The 16,764-nt window shown below is 70.3% G+C and carries 15 protein-coding genes and 1 tRNA gene; 11 read left to right on the top strand and 5 right to left on the bottom strand.

The features are described from left to right. Nucleotides 1–16 precede the first annotated feature (16 nt). From DEJ47_RS14020 to DEJ47_RS14005, 4 genes are all read left to right on the top strand, one after another. A complete protein-coding gene (locus DEJ47_RS14020) occupies nucleotides 17–1,093 on the top strand; it encodes a 2-aminoethylphosphonate ABC transporter substrate-binding protein (protein ID WP_150168294.1) in 1,077 nt (358 codons plus the stop codon). A 123-nt stretch (nucleotides 1,094–1,216) separates the two neighbouring features. After that, complete coding sequence (locus tag DEJ47_RS14015; protein ID WP_150168292.1) at nucleotides 1,217–1,996, top strand: HAD-IIA family hydrolase; 780 nt, start codon at nucleotides 1,217–1,219, stop codon at nucleotides 1,994–1,996. 122 nt (nucleotides 1,997–2,118) lie between these two features. Continuing rightward, nucleotides 2,119–2,631, top strand: coding sequence for a hypothetical protein (locus DEJ47_RS14010; protein WP_223828348.1), 513 nt, complete (start codon nucleotides 2,119–2,121; stop codon nucleotides 2,629–2,631). A gap of 16 nt (nucleotides 2,632–2,647) precedes the next feature. Further along, entirely contained in the window at nucleotides 2,648–3,316 is a 669-nt protein-coding gene (locus DEJ47_RS14005) for a class F sortase (RefSeq protein ID WP_150168288.1), read from the top strand. 300 nt (nucleotides 3,317–3,616) lie between these two features. On the opposite strand, the gene DEJ47_RS14000 is transcribed toward DEJ47_RS14005, so the two are convergent. Continuing rightward, nucleotides 3,617–4,393 carry a GAF and ANTAR domain-containing protein gene (locus tag DEJ47_RS14000; protein ID WP_150168286.1) on the bottom strand — a complete coding sequence of 259 codons (777 nt, stop codon included), beginning with the start codon at nucleotides 4,391–4,393 and terminating at the stop codon, nucleotides 3,617–3,619. Between the two features lie 157 nt (nucleotides 4,394–4,550). Here DEJ47_RS14000 and DEJ47_RS13995 point away from each other — a divergent pair, with 157 nt between their 5' ends. Next, complete coding sequence (locus tag DEJ47_RS13995; RefSeq protein ID WP_190415404.1) at nucleotides 4,551–5,582, top strand: glycoside hydrolase family 6 protein; 1,032 nt, start codon at nucleotides 4,551–4,553, stop codon at nucleotides 5,580–5,582. 3 nt (nucleotides 5,583–5,585) lie between these two features. Here the strand turns inward: DEJ47_RS13995 and DEJ47_RS13990 are convergent, their stop codons facing one another. The 4 genes from DEJ47_RS13990 to DEJ47_RS13975 form a co-directional block, all read right to left on the bottom strand. Then, nucleotides 5,586–7,523, bottom strand: coding sequence for a kelch motif-containing protein (locus DEJ47_RS13990; protein WP_150168284.1), 1,938 nt, complete (start codon nucleotides 7,521–7,523; stop codon nucleotides 5,586–5,588). After that, entirely contained in the window at nucleotides 7,520–9,487 is a 1,968-nt protein-coding gene (locus DEJ47_RS13985) for a glycosyltransferase family 2 protein (RefSeq protein ID WP_150168282.1), read from the bottom strand. The genes DEJ47_RS13990 and DEJ47_RS13985 overlap by 4 nt, the downstream gene beginning before the upstream one ends. A gap of 299 nt (nucleotides 9,488–9,786) precedes the next feature. Beyond that, nucleotides 9,787–10,500, bottom strand: coding sequence for a FadR/GntR family transcriptional regulator (locus DEJ47_RS13980; RefSeq protein WP_150168280.1), 714 nt, complete (start codon nucleotides 10,498–10,500; stop codon nucleotides 9,787–9,789). A 105-nt stretch (nucleotides 10,501–10,605) separates the two neighbouring features. Then, nucleotides 10,606–10,679 (bottom strand) — tRNA-Lys (locus DEJ47_RS13975). A 208-nt stretch (nucleotides 10,680–10,887) separates the two neighbouring features. Between DEJ47_RS13975 and DEJ47_RS13970 the strand changes: the two genes are divergently transcribed. The 6 genes from DEJ47_RS13970 (at nucleotide 10,888) to DEJ47_RS13945 (ending at nucleotide 16,755) form a co-directional block, all read left to right on the top strand. Continuing rightward, nucleotides 10,888–11,967 carry a peptidoglycan-binding protein gene (locus tag DEJ47_RS13970; RefSeq protein WP_150168278.1) on the top strand — a complete coding sequence of 360 codons (1,080 nt, stop codon included), beginning with the start codon at nucleotides 10,888–10,890 and terminating at the stop codon, nucleotides 11,965–11,967. A gap of 82 nt (nucleotides 11,968–12,049) precedes the next feature. Then, nucleotides 12,050–13,243, top strand: a complete 1,194-nt coding sequence (locus DEJ47_RS13965; protein WP_150168276.1) for an SPFH domain-containing protein — start codon at nucleotides 12,050–12,052, stop codon at nucleotides 13,241–13,243. Next, on the top strand, nucleotides 13,227–13,889 hold the full coding sequence (locus DEJ47_RS13960) for an AAA family ATPase (protein ID WP_150168274.1): 663 nt from the start codon (nucleotides 13,227–13,229) through the stop codon (nucleotides 13,887–13,889). The genes DEJ47_RS13965 and DEJ47_RS13960 overlap by 17 nt, the downstream gene beginning before the upstream one ends. A 78-nt stretch (nucleotides 13,890–13,967) precedes the next feature. Continuing rightward, nucleotides 13,968–14,570: a lytic polysaccharide monooxygenase gene (locus DEJ47_RS13955; protein WP_150168272.1), complete on the top strand. Its 603-nt coding sequence runs from the start codon at nucleotides 13,968–13,970 to the stop codon at nucleotides 14,568–14,570. A 156-nt stretch (nucleotides 14,571–14,726) separates the two neighbouring features. After that, nucleotides 14,727–16,385 carry an AMP-binding protein gene (locus tag DEJ47_RS13950; RefSeq protein ID WP_150168270.1) on the top strand — a complete coding sequence of 553 codons (1,659 nt, stop codon included), beginning with the start codon at nucleotides 14,727–14,729 and terminating at the stop codon, nucleotides 16,383–16,385. A 31-nt stretch (nucleotides 16,386–16,416) separates the two neighbouring features. After that, the gene (locus DEJ47_RS13945; protein WP_398334389.1) at nucleotides 16,417–16,755 is read left to right on the top strand and encodes a hypothetical protein; all 339 of its coding nucleotides are present in this window, start codon (nucleotides 16,417–16,419) and stop codon (nucleotides 16,753–16,755) included. Nucleotides 16,756–16,764: the final 9 nt, after the last annotated feature.

Below are 16,764 nucleotides of genomic sequence, written 5' to 3'. Positions count from 1 at the left end.
AGGAGCACCCCACGTCATGTCCCGCGTCACGCACCTCCGCACGGTCGCCGCCGTCACCGGCGCCCTCGTCCTCACCGCAGCCCTCACCGCGTGCGGCGGCAGCTCCGCCGCGTCCGACGACAAGGTCGTCACCGTCTACAGCGCCGACGGCCTCAAGGGCGAGAACGGGGACGGCTGGTACGACCGTGTCTTCAAGGACTTCGAGAACAAGACCGGCATCAAGGTCAACTACGTGGAGGGCGGCTCCGGCGAGATGGTGCAGCGCGCCGTCCGCGAGAAGTCCAACACCCAGGCCGACGTGCTCATCACGCTGCCGCCCTTCATCCAGCAGGCCGACGAGCGGGGGCTTCTGCAGGCGTACGAGCCCAAGGGTGCCGACCAGGTCGACGGCGCCGACAAGGACGCCGACGGCAAGTGGACCTCCGTCGTCAACAATTACTTCGGGTTCATCTACAACAAGAAGGAGCTGAGCGGCGGCAAGGCCCCCAAGACGTGGGAGGACCTCACCGACGGCTCGTACAAGAACAAGGTGCAGTACTCCACACCCGGTGTCGCGGGCGACGGCACCGCCGTGCTCATCAAGGCGATGCACGACTTCGGCGGCGAGGAGCCGGCGATGGAGTACCTGAAGAAGCTGCAGACCAACAACGTCGGTCCTTCCGCCTCCACCGGCAAGCTCGCCCCCAAGGTCGACAAGGGCGAACTGCTCGCCGCCAACGGCGATGTCCAGATGAACTACGCGCAGTCCAAGGACATGCCGAACCTCGGCATCTGGTTCCCGGCGACCGCCGAGAACCCCGACAAGCCCACCACCTTCGCGCTGCCCTACGCGGCCGGGCTCGTCACCAAGGCCCCGCACAGCGCCAACGCCAAGAAGTTCCTCGACTTCCTGCTCGGGCGCGAGGCGCAGCGGCAGGTCAGCGAGGTCGGCGGCGGGTTCCCGGCCCGCAAGGACATCAAGGCCACCGACGCCAACGCCATCGCCCTCGAAAAAATCATCGACGGTGTGGAGATCTTCGAACCGGACTGGGCGGACGTCTCGAAGAACCTCCGCTCGTACGTGGAGGACTGGAAGTCGGCGACCGGCAGCTGACGGCCGCGACCGGTACCGGACGATCGACGGGGTCAAGATCAGCGAGGCTTGATTAGGCTGTGGGCGTCGGCACAGCGCTGTCCCGGCGCCCCAGCCACCTCGTACACCGCAGGAGTGCACCGCATGGCAGAGCGCAAGCCCATCGAATCGTGGCTCACCGACATGGACGGCGTGCTCATCCACGAGGGAGTGCCGATCCCCGGCGCCGACGCCTTCATCAAGAAGCTGCGCGAGTCGGGCAAGCCGTTCCTCGTCCTGACGAACAACTCCATCTACACCGCGCGCGACCTCCAGGCCCGGCTGAACCGCATGGGTCTCGACGTGCCCGTCGAGAACATCTGGACGTCCGCGCTCGCCACCGCGAAGTTCCTCGACGACCAGCGCCCCGGCGGCACCGCGTACGTCATCGGCGAGGCGGGCCTCACCACCGCCCTGCACGACATCGGGTACGTCCTCACCGACCACGACCCCGACTACGTGGTCCTCGGCGAGACCCGCACGTATTCCTTCGAGGCCATGACCAAGGCCGTCCGGCTGATCAACGGCGGGGCGCGGTTCATCTGCACCAACCCCGACGAGACCGGCCCCTCCACCGAGGGCCCGCTGCCCGCCACCGGCGCCGTCGCCGCGCTGATCACCAAGGCGACCGGCAAGAACCCGTACTTCGCGGGCAAACCGAACCCGCTCATGATGCGGACCGGGCTGAACGCCATCGGCGCGCACTCGGAGACCAGCGCGATGATCGGCGACCGCATGGACACGGACGTCCTCGCGGGCCTGGAAGCGGGCATGGAGACGTTCCTGGTGCTCACCGGGCTGACGTCCCGCGCCGACATCGACCGGCACCCGTTCCGGCCGTCGAACGTCGTGGACTCCATCGCTGACCTGGTCGAACGGGTCTGAGACGGGGGCCTGGGCCGACTGTCCGCCGCGCATCGAGATGCGGAGTCGGCCCGGCCGGGTGAACCTCGTAGTGGAGGTTCATCACGATGCGTACATGTTCCCTTGCTGTCCGTGGGGCGGGGGTGGCCGTCGTTCTGGCCGCCGTCCTGCCCGTGAGCGCGGCCCAGGCCCACGACAACGGCTCCGTACGGGCCACCGTCACCCCCGCGAGCACCGCGCCCGGCGCCACCGTGGAGGTGAGTGTGACGGGCTGCAGCGGCACCACAGGAACCGCCGGGTCCGGCGCCTTCGAGGGGGACGCCGAGCTCACCGGCCGGGACGGCGACACATACACGCTCAACGGCAGCGCAAGGATCAAGCGCGGCATCTCCGGCACGCACGACGTCACGGTCACCTGCGACGGCCACCCGCACCAGGGCGTCGGCACCGTCCGCATCCAGCGGCACAACCCCGAACCGGTCTCCCCGGTACGGGCCGGTGGCGGCGGCACCGCACACCTGAGCACCACGGTCGCGGGCGCGGAGGCGAACGAGGCGGGGCCCGGCACCCGGCACGCCGTGATCGGCCTGATCCTCGCGGGGGTCGCCGCCGTCGCGGTGGCGTTCCGCAGCGTCCGCCGGCGCCGCTCCGAGTGACGGAAGGGACGGCACCATGTCCGGCATACGACGCGTCTCCGGCTCGGGGCGGCTCCTGACCGGGTTCGCCTGGGCGGTCCTCCTGGCCGGCCTCTGCCTCTGGGGCAGCGACATCACGGGCCTGCGCGGCGGTCTCTCCGCACCCGCCACGGGCGACGTGGCCGCCGTCGGCCGGCCCCTCGGCATCGAACTTCCGGCCGCGCACGCACCGTTGGCACCCGCGCGGCCCGAGCGCGTCGACGTGCCCGCGCTGAAGGTACGGGCCCCCGTGACCGCCCGCGGCCTCGACGCCGACGGTGCGATAGACCCGCCGCCCTTCGCCGACTCCGGCACCGTCGGCTGGTACGGCGGCGGCACCCGCCCCGGCGCCCCCGGCGCCGCCCTCTTCGTCGGCCACGTCGACACCGAGACCGAACGCGCCGTCTTCTACGACCTCAGCACCCTGCGCCCCGGCGAGAAGGTCGAGGTGGCCCGAGCCGACGGCAGGACCGCCGAGTTCACGGTGGAGGACGTCCAGGTCGTCGACCGGGAACGCTTCGACGCGAAGCAGGCGTACGGCCCGCACGAGGACGGCCGCGCGGAGCTGCGCCTCATCACCTGCGGCGGCACCTTCGACAAGAACGCGCGCACCTACACGGCGAACGTGATCGTCTCCGCCTATCTGACGGGCGTGAGCGACTCGTAGCCATGGGTGGCCCGCACACGCACTCCGTACCCGGCCCGGTCGGCGGCCCGCTCCCCCCGGAGCCGCCGACCGGGCTGGTCCTCGACCGCGCGCGCACGAGCTGCGGGAGAAACCCGGCGCCGGCGCGGGAGGTACGGGGACCATTCCCGAATGGGGGAACGGTCGACTGGGCCGGGGGCTTGGGCCGTGCAATCGACTGTAGAACGAATGAGCGCGGGGGCCTAGAGGCGGTGGCGACGGAATGACGCCAAGTCGCGCATCACTCTCACTCCGTGATGGCCGCAGGTGGGACGCACTGCCTCAGGAAGGCGCGGACCCACCCGGGCGGAGTTCGTTCTCGTCGATCTTCCCCTTGATCACCTGGGTGGCCACAGAGTCGATGACCTGCTGTTCTCTGCGTGCGTACCTTCGCAGCACCTCGAACGCCTCGTCCATGCCCGTCTGCCAGCGCTCGGCAAGAACGCCTTTGGCTTGTTCCACGTGAATACGGCTGTCCAGCGCCGTCTGAAGCTGTTCCGAGAGCACCCGGTAAGCGGAGTGGGTGCGATGGTTGTGGAGGCCCATGGCCGCGGCATCGGCCAGGGCCTGCGCGATCCGCAGCCCGAGTCCGGACGGCACCTCGTCCTCCGGGCCCTGCTCCCCACGGCCCGCCGCCACAAAGACGTTGAGCACACCGAGCATGGTGCCGCCCCGCCGGATCGGCACCGCGTACGTCTCCTCGACGCCCTGCTCGCCCGCCCGTTCCGCGAAGTGCGGCCAGCGGGCGCCGGCGCCCTCGGGGCATATCCGCGTCGGCGCCACCGGCTGCCCGGTCCCGAAGCTCTCCACGCACGGCCCCCCGTGGTACTGGATCTCCAGGAGCCCCCGCACCGCCTCCCGTTCACCGCCGCAGGGGATGACGCGGACCGTGTCCTCCCCGCCGGTGTACATCACGCCGACGCCCCGGGCGCCGACCAGCTCCTTGCAACGGTCCGCGAGCCACTCCAGATAGCGCTCGACGTCGAAGTCCTCGGTCAGGGTGTCCGCGGTCTGCACCAGGACGTCCGCAAGCCGCAGTTCCCTTTCGCGGTCCCGCATGCCCCATGTACCTCCCCTCCCCGCAGACTGCGACTACCCATGTGGGGCAGGCTGTAACAGCTCTCCTACAGCTCTCTGCGGGGACCCGGCGGACCTCGTGGGCAGGAAAGACGTGTGCCAGGATTGAGAGACGGACAGTGCACCCGAGGGGGAGTGGATGTACCGCAAAGGCGCAGGTCGCGGGCGCGGTTTCGCGGCCAGGGGGATGCGGACGGGAGCGGTGCTCGCGGGGGCCGCGCTGGTCCTCGCCGGGTGCTCCTCCGGCGGTGACCCGGAGGACGACACGTCGCGTCCGCCGGTCGAGCAGCAGCCCAAGGGCAAGGACCCGTACTGGGTCAACCCGGACGGGAACGCGGCCAAGCAGGTCGCCGCGTACGCCGAGGACGGCAAGAAGGACGAGGCCGCGCTGATCCGGAAGATCGCCGAGCAGCCGGTCGCCGAGTGGATCGTCCCGGAGAACGCGGAGGACCAGGCGCGCGGGTTCACCGAGGCGGCGGAGAAGGCCGACCGGGACGCGCTGCTCGTCCTCTACAACATCCCGCACCGCGACTGCGGTCAGTACTCGGGCGGCGGCGCGGCCGACGGCAACGCGTACCGCGCGTTCGTCGACCAGGTCGCCAAGGGCATCGGCGACCGCCACGCCACGGTGATCCTGGAACCCGACGCGGTCCTCCACATGGTCGACAACTGCACGCCGAAGGAGTTCCACGAGGAGCGCTACGACCTCCTCAAGGGCGCCATCGAGAAGCTCAAGTCCCTCAAGAACACGAAGGTGTACCTGGACGCGGGCAACGCGGGCTGGCAGAACCCCGACGCGCTCTGGGGGCCCTTGCAGCGGTCGGGCGTCGAGCGGGCCGACGGCTTCGCGGTGAACGTGTCCAACTTCCAGACCACCGAGGTCAGTACGGAGTTCGGCAAGAAACTGTCGGCGAAGGTCGGCGGGAAGCCGTTCGTCATCGACACGGCGCGCAACGGCAACGGGCCGTACACCAAGGGCAAGGACCCGTGGTGCAACCCGCCGGGCCGCGCGCTCGGCGAGACGCCCACGACCAGGACGTCCGACCCGCTCGTCGACGCGTACCTCTGGGTCAAGCGCCCCGGCGAGTCCGACGGCACGTGCCGGGGAGGCCCGAAGGCGGGCGAGTGGTGGCCGGAGTACGCGCTGGGCCTCGCGAAGGCGGCCCGTTAGGGGCTAAGGCACCCTCACCCACTGCGCCTTGCTCGGCGTGCCCTGGTCGTCCGTCACGAAGAGCATGTACCAGCCGGACTCGACCAGACTGCGGTTCTTCGGGACCGTCACCGTGACCTTGCCCCGGGATTTCTCCAGGTCGAGCGCGATCGACGTCTGGTCGATGTCCGTGACGTGCGTCGACGCGCTCGGCTTGATGAGGCGGGCCGTCCTGATGGACGAGGCGTGCTTCGTCGGGAACGTTCCCGAGCCGCCCCGCCGTATCGTCCCGGGGCCCTTGCCGAGCGTCGGCTGGGAGCCGTGGTACAGGTACGGCGGCGTGTAGATCTCGATGCGCTGCTCGAACACGCCCGGCTTCGTGTTGGCCGCGTCGGAGTAGAGCGAGTCGGAGCCGAAGAACATCACGCGGCCGTCGGGCAGCAGGACCGACCCGGAGTGGTAGTTGCGCCCCACCACGGGGTCGGCCACCCGCTTCATCTCACCGGTCTTGGCGTCGTAGATCCGCGCCTGGTGGATGTTGGAGTCGCTGCGCCCGCGGTAGTCCTCGGAGCCGCCGGAGATCAGCACCGTGTCGTCGGGCAGCGTCGAGATCTGCGGGTAGCGCGTGCCCTTCTCCAGGGCGGGGCCGTCGACGAAGCGCGGCTGGTCCGCCTTGAGGTCGACGATCCGTGTCTTCTCGCTGGACTCCTCGGACTCGCCGACCCCGCCGCCGCCGACCACCATGTACTTCTGGTCCTGGGCGGGCGGCAGCTCGACCGTGCCGGACGTCTCCATCAGCTCGGGGTCGCTCAGGCCGGGGATGCCCTGCCACTTGTTGGTCCTCAGGTCCCAGATACCGGGCTTGCGGCCGACGTCGTCCGGTCCGTACCCCGCGTTGGAACCGGAGTAGAACAGCTTGCCGTCGGCCATCTGGAAGATCGCCGGGTAGGTCGGGAACTGGCGGATGCCCTTGGTGTACGTCCACTTCTTGGTCTTCGGGTCGTACACCTCGTTCTTGCCCGGGACGAGCTGCCCGATCTCGTCGAGGCCCGAGGTGGAGAGGATCCTGCCGTCGGTGAGCGTGGTCAGTGTGGGGTACCAGCGCGCCTCGTTCATCGGGTCGACCTTGATGTACCGCTCGGCGACCGGGTCGAACTCGAAGGCGTCCTTGATCCCCTGGAAGTCCTTCTTGTCCAGGGCGAGCTTCTGCGCCATGCCGTAGACGTTGCGGGTGTCGGCGCCCTTCAGGCCCTGGATGCGGTAGTTGTCCTGGGTACCCGTCTCGTGCTTCGCCCCGCTCTTCTGCGCCTCCACGTAGACCCGGCCGAGGCCCGGCTCCGTGCGCAGGAACGCGCCGGTCTGCTTGTCGAAGACCTTCTTCGCCTTCTCGACCAGGATGTTGTCCTGGGAGACGAACGTCTTGCCGTTCTTCTTGCCGGTGAACTTCGTCCCCGCGGGGATCGTCTTCGGCTCGTCCGGGTCCTCGTTGTGGACGATCATCAGGCCGCCGGCCTTGGTGATGTCGCCCTTCAGCTTCTCGTAGCGCTGCGTGCCGCCCGCGATCAGCAGGTTGCCGTTGCCCAGCTGCGTGTGGCCCGTGCAGAACAGGTCGGTGGGCGTCGGGATCTTCTTGATGGTGTTCTTGACCGGGTCCCACAGCCGGGTGTCGAACTTCTTCTTGTCGAAGTTCTTCTGGTTGTTGCCCGACCCGGCGACGAGAAGCACCTTGCCGGTGTGCAGGAGCGCCGCGTGGATGGTGTTCTGGCGGTACTCCTCGGGGAAGTCCACGACCTCCCAGTGGCCGTTGTCCGCCTTGTACTCCGGCTTGTTGATCTTGTAGTCGTGGTACTTCTCGGAGCCCACGCGCCACAGCCACGGGCCGTTCATCCCCGCCAGCGCGAGGACGACCGCCGCGCCTATCGCGATGCGGCGGGCGCGACGGCGGCTGGAACGGTCTTTCATTTCTTACGTCCCCCAAGGGAAATCTGCATGGTCTCGTCGGGCGCGGCCCAGCTGGGCTTCTGCTGCGCGGGATGCGGCGCGGCCTGCGGCGCGGGCGGTCCCGCGTGCGGAGCCGCGTGCGGCAGCTGTGCCGCGGCGTCCCGCTGGTGCGGGACGGCCGCGTCCGGCGCGGGCGGCGGCTTCTTCTTGTCCTGCCGCATGCCCCAGCGCCACGCGAGGATCGGCGCGGCCGTGATCAGCAGGGCGAAGGTGGCCCAGGTGATCATCGCCGGGTGGGAGTGGCCGTACACGAAGGAGGCGGCCATCGAGGCGCCGAAGACCAGGATGAAGAACAGGTGGATCCGGAAGGTCCCGAACAGGGTGTCGGGGCTCGCCGAGTCGCCCTTGGGAGTCACCACGAACTTGCTCTTGCGGCGCAGCGCCGCGTCCATCAGCGAGCGTGCGTAGACCGGCGCGGAGAGCGCCGACATCACCATGCCCGCCACACCGCCGGAGCCCTCCGGCTCGTGCGGGGAGACGTTGTGCCTGCGGTTCCAGATGTACAGGCCGATCTGCAGCGCGGACGCGTTGCCGTACAGCATCAGCCAGATGGTCGGGTCGATGTTCACGCCGGACGCGCCGAGACCCAGGAACAGCGCACAGCTCAGCGCCGCGAGGATCCAGTTCATGGCGGACATCGGGTAGAAGATGACCATCATCGTGTAGTTGAAGAGACGGCCCGGGGGCAGCGAGAACGGCGCCTTCCAGAACTGCTTGAGGATCGTCTCGTACGTTCCGCGGGACCAGCGCAGCTGCTGTGTGAAGAAGTCCGTCCACGCGTTGGGGCCCTCGCCGACGGCGAGCACGTCGGGGGTGTAGACCGACTTCCACTTCCTGCCGGTCGCCGGGTTGGTGGCGCGGTGGATCTCGAAGCCGGTCGCCATGTCCTCGGTGATCGAGTCGTACAGGCCGCCGATCTGCTTCAGGGCCTTGATGCGCACCGCGTTGGAGGTGCCGACGAACATCGGGGCGCCGTACGCGTTCCCCGCGCGCTGGATCAGTGCGTGGAAGAGGAACTGCTGCGACTCGGCGGCCTTGGTGACGAAGTTGTCGTAGTTGCCGTACACCTGCGGGCCGATGACGAAGCCGACGTTCTCGTCCCGGAAGAACCCGAGCATCCGCTCCAGGTAGTTCGGCATCGGGACGTGGTCGGTGTCGACGGAGGCGAAGTAGTCGTAGTCGTCGCCGTGCGCGTCGAGCCAGGCGTTGTAGTTGCCGTGCTTGGTCTTGGCGCGGTGCGGGCCCTTGGCCATGTTCCACTTCGCGACGCCCTTGCGGGAGAAGTGGTGGACGCCGAGCCGTCGGCAGACCTCCTTGACCTCAGGGTCGTCACCCTCGTCGAGGAGCCATACGTGCATCAGACCGCGGTGCCGGATCCTGACCGCGGCCTCCAGCGTCTTCGTCACCATCTCGATCGGCTCCTTGCCGGGCACGAACGAGGTGAGGAAGGCGACTCTGGTGCCCGTCTCGGGCACCACGGGTATCGGGTCGCGGGCGACGAGCGTGGCGTGCGCGTTGGACAGCACGTTCATGCAGCGGAAGAACTCGATCAGGCCGATGGATATGAGCATGACCACGTCGAGGACCGGCAGCCAGTCGTTGGCGACGTAGTCCCGCTCCGTCCAGTGCTCGGGCTGGAGCAGCCAGCCGAGCAGCACCAGGGAGAGCAGTGGGGCCGCGCCCAGCATCAGCGCGGCCCGTATCTTGTGCGGCTCCTGCGAGAGCAGCGAGCGGTACTTCACCTTGTAGGGCTTGCTCGGATCGGGCTGCGTCAGCGGGCCCGCGAGCCGGCTGTAGTGCTCGTAGTCGTACCGCGGCAGGGTCTTCTTGATTCTTCGGAAGCCGCCCGTCGTGTGCGACGCAACCCTGAGCTGGGTGGTCTCTGACGGGTCGTTCTGCCGCGCGCCCGTCGGCGTCGACGTCATGAGTCATCCCCCCGCACGCGGTCGCCCGCGTGTTCATAGGTCGTTCCGTCCGCTCCGGTGCCCCTGGACCGTCACGAACGCATCAGCGGCAGGCCACCTTCTCCCAAAACATGAGAAGGCGACCTTCCGGTTGCATGATGCCCCCCTCGACATCGCTTCATGAACGGGACCCCCGTCCCTGCCCCGCCGCGGTCGTCTCGGGCCCCCAACTGCCCCGTATCGCCCGCCTCATGAGAGCCAATGGCTCCAGGACAGGGTTCTACGCCTTACGGCATGATCGCAAGAGCGATACAAGGGGTTTACCGGTCATACGAGCGATTTGAGGCGTCTGTTGGGACTGGTGAGCCCAAACGGGTTCGAATGTTACCGAAGTGCTCGCGTATGGCCTGCTCAGCCCGGAGGGCGTCGCCGGAGCGTACCGCCTCCAGAATCTCGCGATGCTGGCGGCAGGTGACCTTGGGATCCGGTGGTACGTCCACGAGATCCGTACGGACTCGGTGGAAAGCGTCCCAAAACGCCTCCAGAACCTCGCCCAGGAGCAGGTTTCCGAGCCCGCGGTACAGCGTGGCGTGAAACGCACGGTCGGTCTCGGCCCGCACCTCGCCCTCCGGCGACGCCGCCTCGGCCTCCATCCGTGCCACGAGCGCGTCGAGTTCGGCCAGGTCGGCGGCGGGGACGCGGCCCGCGAGGCGCGCGATGAGCCCGGTCTCCACGGCCTCCCTGAGCTCCAGGAGCTGGAGCAGGCTGTCCTCGCCGCGGTAGTGGCCCGCGACCGTGCGGAAGGCGAGGCCCTCGATCATCGGTGCGACCGACATCGGACCGACATACGTCCCGAAACCGTGCCGGATCTCCACGATCCCCATGGCCTGCAGCGCCTTCAGGGCTTCCCGCACGGAGTTCCTGCTGACCCCCAGGCGCGCCATCAGCTCGGGCTCGGTCGGCAGCGAGGCCCCGGAGGGCAGCCTCGAATCGATGATCAGCTTCTTGATCCGCTCCTGGATGTCTCGCGCCATGGCGACACGGTAGCGGTACGCGCGCGGCGGCCGGTCCCGCACGGCGGCCGGACCCCGCGGGAACGACGAAGGCCCTCCGCGTGAACGGAGGGCCTTCGCTGTCTGTGCGCCGCCAGGGACTCGAACCCCGGACCCGCTGATTAAGAGTCAGCTGCTCTAACCAACTGAGCTAGCGGCGCCTGCTGACCTGGAGAACTCTACCGGATGTCCGGGGGTGCTCCGGACCACCCGGCGGGCGGCCGGCGGGGCCGGGAGGCGCGTGGAGGGAACGGCGCCGGGGGCCGATCCATCATTCGGACCGTCAACATGCGGCATCCCGGGACAGTTGAGAAACTGACGGACGTGCAGATGCGCGGACATTCTTTTCCGGGGTGTGAGGGGAATCGCATGGAGGCCGCTCCGGTATTCGAGGAATTCATCCCCGAGAGCGACTGCGACTGCCCCGGCTGTATCCACTGGCGGCGTACGGCGCCGCACTCCCTCCCGCTCCGGCTCGGCGGCCACCCCGCGGCGCGCGGCGCCCGCCGGGCCCTCGTCCTCGCCGCGGCCGCGGGCTCCGTGCTCGGCGGCCAGGCGCTGCCCGCGGCGGCGTCAGCCGAGGTGGGGGGCCACCTGGCGGACACGGGGGCGGGCCCGGGTGCGGGGCGTGCGATGGTCACGGCGGACGAGGAACCGGGCACTCCGCAGGGTGCCAAGAGCCCCCTGCACGGTCGCCCCGCCACCGGGGCCCCTGGCCCGCCCGGTGGCGCCGCCGTCCGGGCGACCACCCGGGCGGCGATCATCGACCGGGCCGAGAAGTGGGTCGCCGCGAAGGTGCCGTACAGCATGGACGCGTACTGGTCGGACGGCTACCGGCAGGACTGCTCGGGTTTTGTCTCGATGGCCTGGGACCTCGGCGGAAACGAATGGACGGGCAGTCTCGACAGGCATGCGGTGCGTATTGCCAAGGAACAGCTGCAACCCGGCGACATTCTTCTCTTCCACAATCCCGCCGACCCCGAAAAGGGATCGCATGTCACCCTTTTCGGTGGCTGGACGGATGACTCGCACACGCATTACGTCGCCTACGAACAGGCGCGCCCGCACGCCAGGAAACAGTCCACCCCTTATGCCTACTGGACCAACGCGAACCGCTATCTGGCCTACCGCTACAAGGGCGTGGGCGGCGGCACGCCGGGTGGTCCCGGGGTGGACGACCCGTACGGGACGCGGCCCGGCGAGGTGCCGGTCCCGGCCTACCCGGGCCGGGACGTCTTCCGGCCCGGCCGCTCGCACCCGGCGATCGAGCGGCTCGGCAGGCAGTTGGTGAAGAAGGGCTTCGGCAGGCACTACGCACGGGGTCCGGGTCCTGCCTGGAGCGAGAGCGACCGGCGCAACGTGGAGGCGTTCCAGCGCGCCCAGGGCTGGCGGGGCGCGGCGGCCGACGGCCATCCGGGGCCCGAGACGTGGCGGCGGTTGTTCCGGTGAGGGCCCCCGGTGAGGGGTCGAGTCCGTGGGGGAACGGCGTGAGCACGTACGAGATCGAGGTCCGAACGAGTCGGAGGCACGGATGAGTGCGACGGCAGCTTCACAGCCCCAGTCCCCGCGGTCCCGGCGGTCCGCGCAGGCCGACGGGGCGTTCGAGCCGGGCCCGCGCCCGCCCCGGGTGATCCAGAGCGAGGCGACCACCGAGATTCCCGTGCACCTCCTCTTCCGGGACGACCCGGACGACCCGGACGGCGCGGCGGGCGTGCCGCTCGCGCCCGCCGTGGTGCGGCGCAGGCAGGGGTCGGGGGAGCAGCCGCGGGTGACGCGGCGCAGCACGCCGTACGTGACCGCGCCGGTCGCGCGGCCCGTGCCCGACGTCGACCCGGCCCTCGTGGCGCGGCGGGCGCGGGTCCTGCCGGGGCTCGCCGGGGTGCTCGGCGGGTGCGCGGGCGTCGCAGGGTGCGCGCTTTCGCTGTGGTGGGCGGGCGTGCTGCCGGAGCCTGCGCTGCGGGTGACGGGGCTGCCCTGGTACGAGGGTGCCGGGCTCGGCGCCGCGCAGTGGGCGTCGCTCGCCGGGTCGGGGGCGGTCGGTCTCTTCGGGTTCGGCGGTCTGGCGCGCGGGCGGGTCGGTCGGGCCTGGGTGCTCACTCTCTTCGGCCGCTACCGGGGCACGGTGCGCCGCACCGGCCTCATGTGGGTCAACCCGCTGCTGCTGCGCCGCCGTGTCGACGTGCGGCTGCGGCACTGGCGGAGCGAGCCGATGCCGGCGGTGGACCGCGGCGGGGTCGCCCTGCGCGTCGTGCTCCTCGTGGTGTGGCGGGTCAAGGACCCGGCGCGGGCGTCGCTCGCGGTCGAGGACCATCAGGAGTACCTGCGGGAGTGCGTGGAGGCGACCACGGCACGGGTCCTGTCGCGGCTGCCCGCGGACGCCTTCCACGAGGACGGCCCGACGTTGCGCGACGCGGACGCCGTCGGTGCCGCGCTGACCCGGGCGCTGGCCGCGGACGCGGAGGCGGTGGGCGTCGAGGTCTTCTCGGCGCAGCCGACCCGGATCGAGTACGCGCCGGAGGTCGCCGCGGTGATGCAGCGCCGCCGGGTGGCCGCGCTCGACGCACGGCACCGCGACACCGTCCTGACGTCGGTGGTCGACTCGGTCGAGGACACGGTGACGCGGCTGACCACGCGGGGGCTCGTGGAGCTGGACGACTACGAGCGCAAGGCTTTGGTGAAGGACCTGACGGTGGCGTTCTATACGGGGCATGGAGAACACCGATGAAGTGGCCGGCGGGAGCGGGCTCGCGGACCTCGCCGCCGACGCCCGGCGGCTGACGGACGGCGTCCCGCGCGCCGTCCTCGGCCTCGCGGGCCCGCCGGGCACCGGCAAGTCGACGCTCGCGCGAGCCCTGGTCGACCGGATCGGCGCGAGTGCCGCGTATCTGCCGCTGGACGGGTTCCACCTCTCCAACGCCCAGCTGGCGCGGCTCGGCCTCACCGCCCGCAAGGGCTCGGAGCCCAGTTTCGACGTGTCGGGATACGTCGCGCTGCTGCGGCGCGTGCTCGACGACCCGGGATGCGACATCTACGTACCCGATTACGACCGCACGTTGAACGAGCCGGTCGCGGCCCGGCACGTCGTCCCGCCGGGCGCCCGTCTGGTGATCACCGAGGGGAACTATCTCGCCTGCGATCTGCCCGGGTGGCGGGAGGCGCGGGCGCTGATGGGGGAGTGCTGGTACGTGGACTCACCTGGGGATGTTCGTGAACAGCGGCTGTTTGAGAGGCAGTTGGCGGGCGGGCGGACGCCGGAGGGCGCCGCGGAGTGGATCGCCACGAACGACGGGCCCAACGGTGAACTCGTGGCGACCTCGCGTCGGCGATGCGGACGGATCGTCTCCACGATTGGTATGGACATGTTCAACTAACGGCAATAACCTCGACTTGGTCTAGACCGCAGTGCGCGCACGTCCCACGGATCCCCCCTCGTTCGGCAGGAGCGGCACATGCGAAACAAGAAGATGTACGCGGCCCTGGTCGGCCTCGGCACGGTCGGCGCGTTCGCGCTCTCGGCCGGTGGCGCGAGCAGCCACGGCTACACGGATCTGCCGGCCAGCCGGCAGATCAACTGCGCCAAGGGCGTGGTGGCCAACTGCGGCTCCATACAGTGGGAGCCACAGAGCGTCGAGGGTCCCAAGGGCTTCCCTGCGGGAGGCCCCGCCGACGGCAAGATCTGTTCGGCGGGCGTCGCCGGCTTCGACCAGCTCAACTCGCCGAAGGCGCCGAACGGCGGCGCGTGGCCGACGACGAAGGTGAGCGGCGGCCAGAACTACACGTTCCGCTGGCAGTTCACCGCACGCCACCGCACCTCGGACTTCAAGTACTACATCACCAAGCAGGGCTGGGACGACAGCAAGGCGGTGACCAGGTCCGCCCTGGAGACCACGCCGTTCCTCAATGTCCCCTACAACAGCCAGCAGCCGCCCGCGACCCTCTCGCACAGCGGCACGATCCCCGGCGGCCGCAGCGGCCACCACGTGATCGTCGCCGTCTGGACGGTCGCGGACACGGCGAACGCGTTCTACGCCTGCTCGGACGTCCAGTTCTGATACCGAGAAGCACCGACAGATTCTGAGCGACGCTTGAGGAACTTCCCCTCACCCCACAGGTAGGTTCCGCGCACGCCGTGTCGACCTCACGGCGTGCGCAGAGCCGCACGTCGCGGCTCTCCACTTCTGACGTGCCGTCACCTATGGTGCGCGGCCATGGAGTCCACCGGAGCGACGGTCGCGGAACTCGTACGGGCGCGGTGGGGCGACCACCGCACCGGACTGCGGTACGCGGGCGGTGAACTGTCCCATCACCAGGTCGCGGCGGGGGCCGCGGCCAGAGCCGCGCTCCTCGTCGACCTGCTGCCGCGGCACGCCGCACCGCACGTCGGCGTCCTGCTCGACAACACCCCCGAGTACCCGCTCTGGCTGAGCGCCGCCGCCCTCGCGGGCGCGGCCGTCGCCGGTATCAACCCCACCCGGCGCGGACCGGAGCTGGCCCGCGACATCCTCCACACCGACTGCGCGGTCCTCGTCACGGAACGCGCCCACCTGCACCTGCTCGACGGCCTCGAACTCCCGGGCGTGCGGCTGCTCGTGACGGACACCGACGCCTACCGGGACCTTCTCGCCCCCTACGCCGACGCCACCCCCGACATCGCCCCCACCGTGCGCCCCGACAGCCGCATGCTGCTCTACTTCACGTCCGGCTCGACCGGCGCCCCCAAGGCGGCGATCTGCAGCCAGGGCAGGCTCGCCGCGGCCGGACGCTCCCTGGTCGCGCACTTCGACGTGCGCGCCGAGGACACCCACTACATCTGCATGCCCATGTTCCACGGCAACGCGGTCATCGCCGACTGGGCCCCCGCGCTGGCCGCGGGCGCGGGTGTGGCCCTGCGGGACCGCTTCTCCGCGTCCGGTTTCCTCGACGACGTGCGGGAGTTCGGCGCCACGTACTTCACCTACGTGGGCCGCGCGGTCCAGTACGTCCTGGCCACGCCCGAGCGGCCCGACGACCGCGAGAACCCCCTGCGGGTCGGCTTCGGCACCGAGGCGGGAGCGGTGGACGCGGCACGCTTCGAGAAGCGGTTCGGGGTGCGGCTCGTGGAGGGGTACGGGTCCTCCGAGGGCGGCGCCGCCATCCAGCGCACCCCGGGCACGCCGGTCGGGGCGATCGGCCGCGCGACGCCCGGCGACGACCTCGCCGTCGTGGACCCGGACACGCGCCGGGAGTGCGAGACGGCCCGCTTCAGCGCGGCCGGACGGCTCCTGAACGGCGAAGCCGCGATAGGGGAGTTGGTGAACCGCGGGCCGAACCCCTTCGAGGGGTACTGGCGCAACGACGAGGCCCGGGCGGAACGGCTGCGCGACGGCTGGTACTGGACCGGCGATCTCTTCTACCGCGACAGCGACGGCTACCTCTACTTCGCGGGCCGCACGGACGACCGGCTGCGCGTGGACAGCGAGAACCTGGCGACCGCGATGATCGAGAACATCCTCGCGCGGTACGAGGGGGCGGCGGCCGTCGCGGTCTACGCGGTACCGGACCCGGTCGCGGGCGACCAGGTGATGGCGGCCGTCGCCCCACCCCCAAACGCCCCCTTCGACCCCCTCGCCTTCGCCGAATTCCTCGTCACCCAGCCCGACTTGGGCACGAAGATGACGCCCCGCTTCGTGCGCGTCGTCCCGCACCTGCCGGTGACCGCGACGAACAAGGTCGCACGCGGTGCCCTGCGCCGCGAGGGCTTCCGCTGCACCGACCCGGTCTGGTGGCGCCCACCCGGCGCGTCCGTGTACGAACCGCTGACGCCGGCGGACGTACAGGCTCTGCTGGACCACTACCGGGCCCAGGGCCGCGACGCCCTCCTGGCGTGAGCGATCCTCTGACCGATTACGCTTCACGTACATGAGCGCGCCAGAGCGGACCGAGCCGCAGGACCACCTCCCCGACCAGGACCCCCTCGATGACGAGGACATGGCCCAGGACGGCCCCACCCCCGCCGCCCGCGCCCGGCGTGCCCGCATCGCCGCGGCCTCGCTGCTCATGGCCGCCGCCGCGGTCGTCCTCGCCCTCCGCCTGGCCAGCCGCTCGTCCGTCCTCGTCGTCGGCGTCTACGGCCTGTTGCTCATCCTCTGCGGCGGAGTCATCGAACTGAGCCGCCGCGGCCGCACCCGGCTCGGCACCTGGCTGCTCGCCGTCGGACTCGTGGCGGCGCTGGTCATGGACGGGTTCGTCCTGTCGTAGCCCGGAGCC

This window comes from Streptomyces venezuelae (genome assembly GCF_008642355.1).
Taxonomy (GTDB): Bacteria; Actinomycetota; Actinomycetes; order Streptomycetales; family Streptomycetaceae; genus Streptomyces; species Streptomyces venezuelae_B.
Note: the sequence above shows the minus strand (reverse complement) of the source record. Positions and strands in the feature narration are given on the sequence as shown.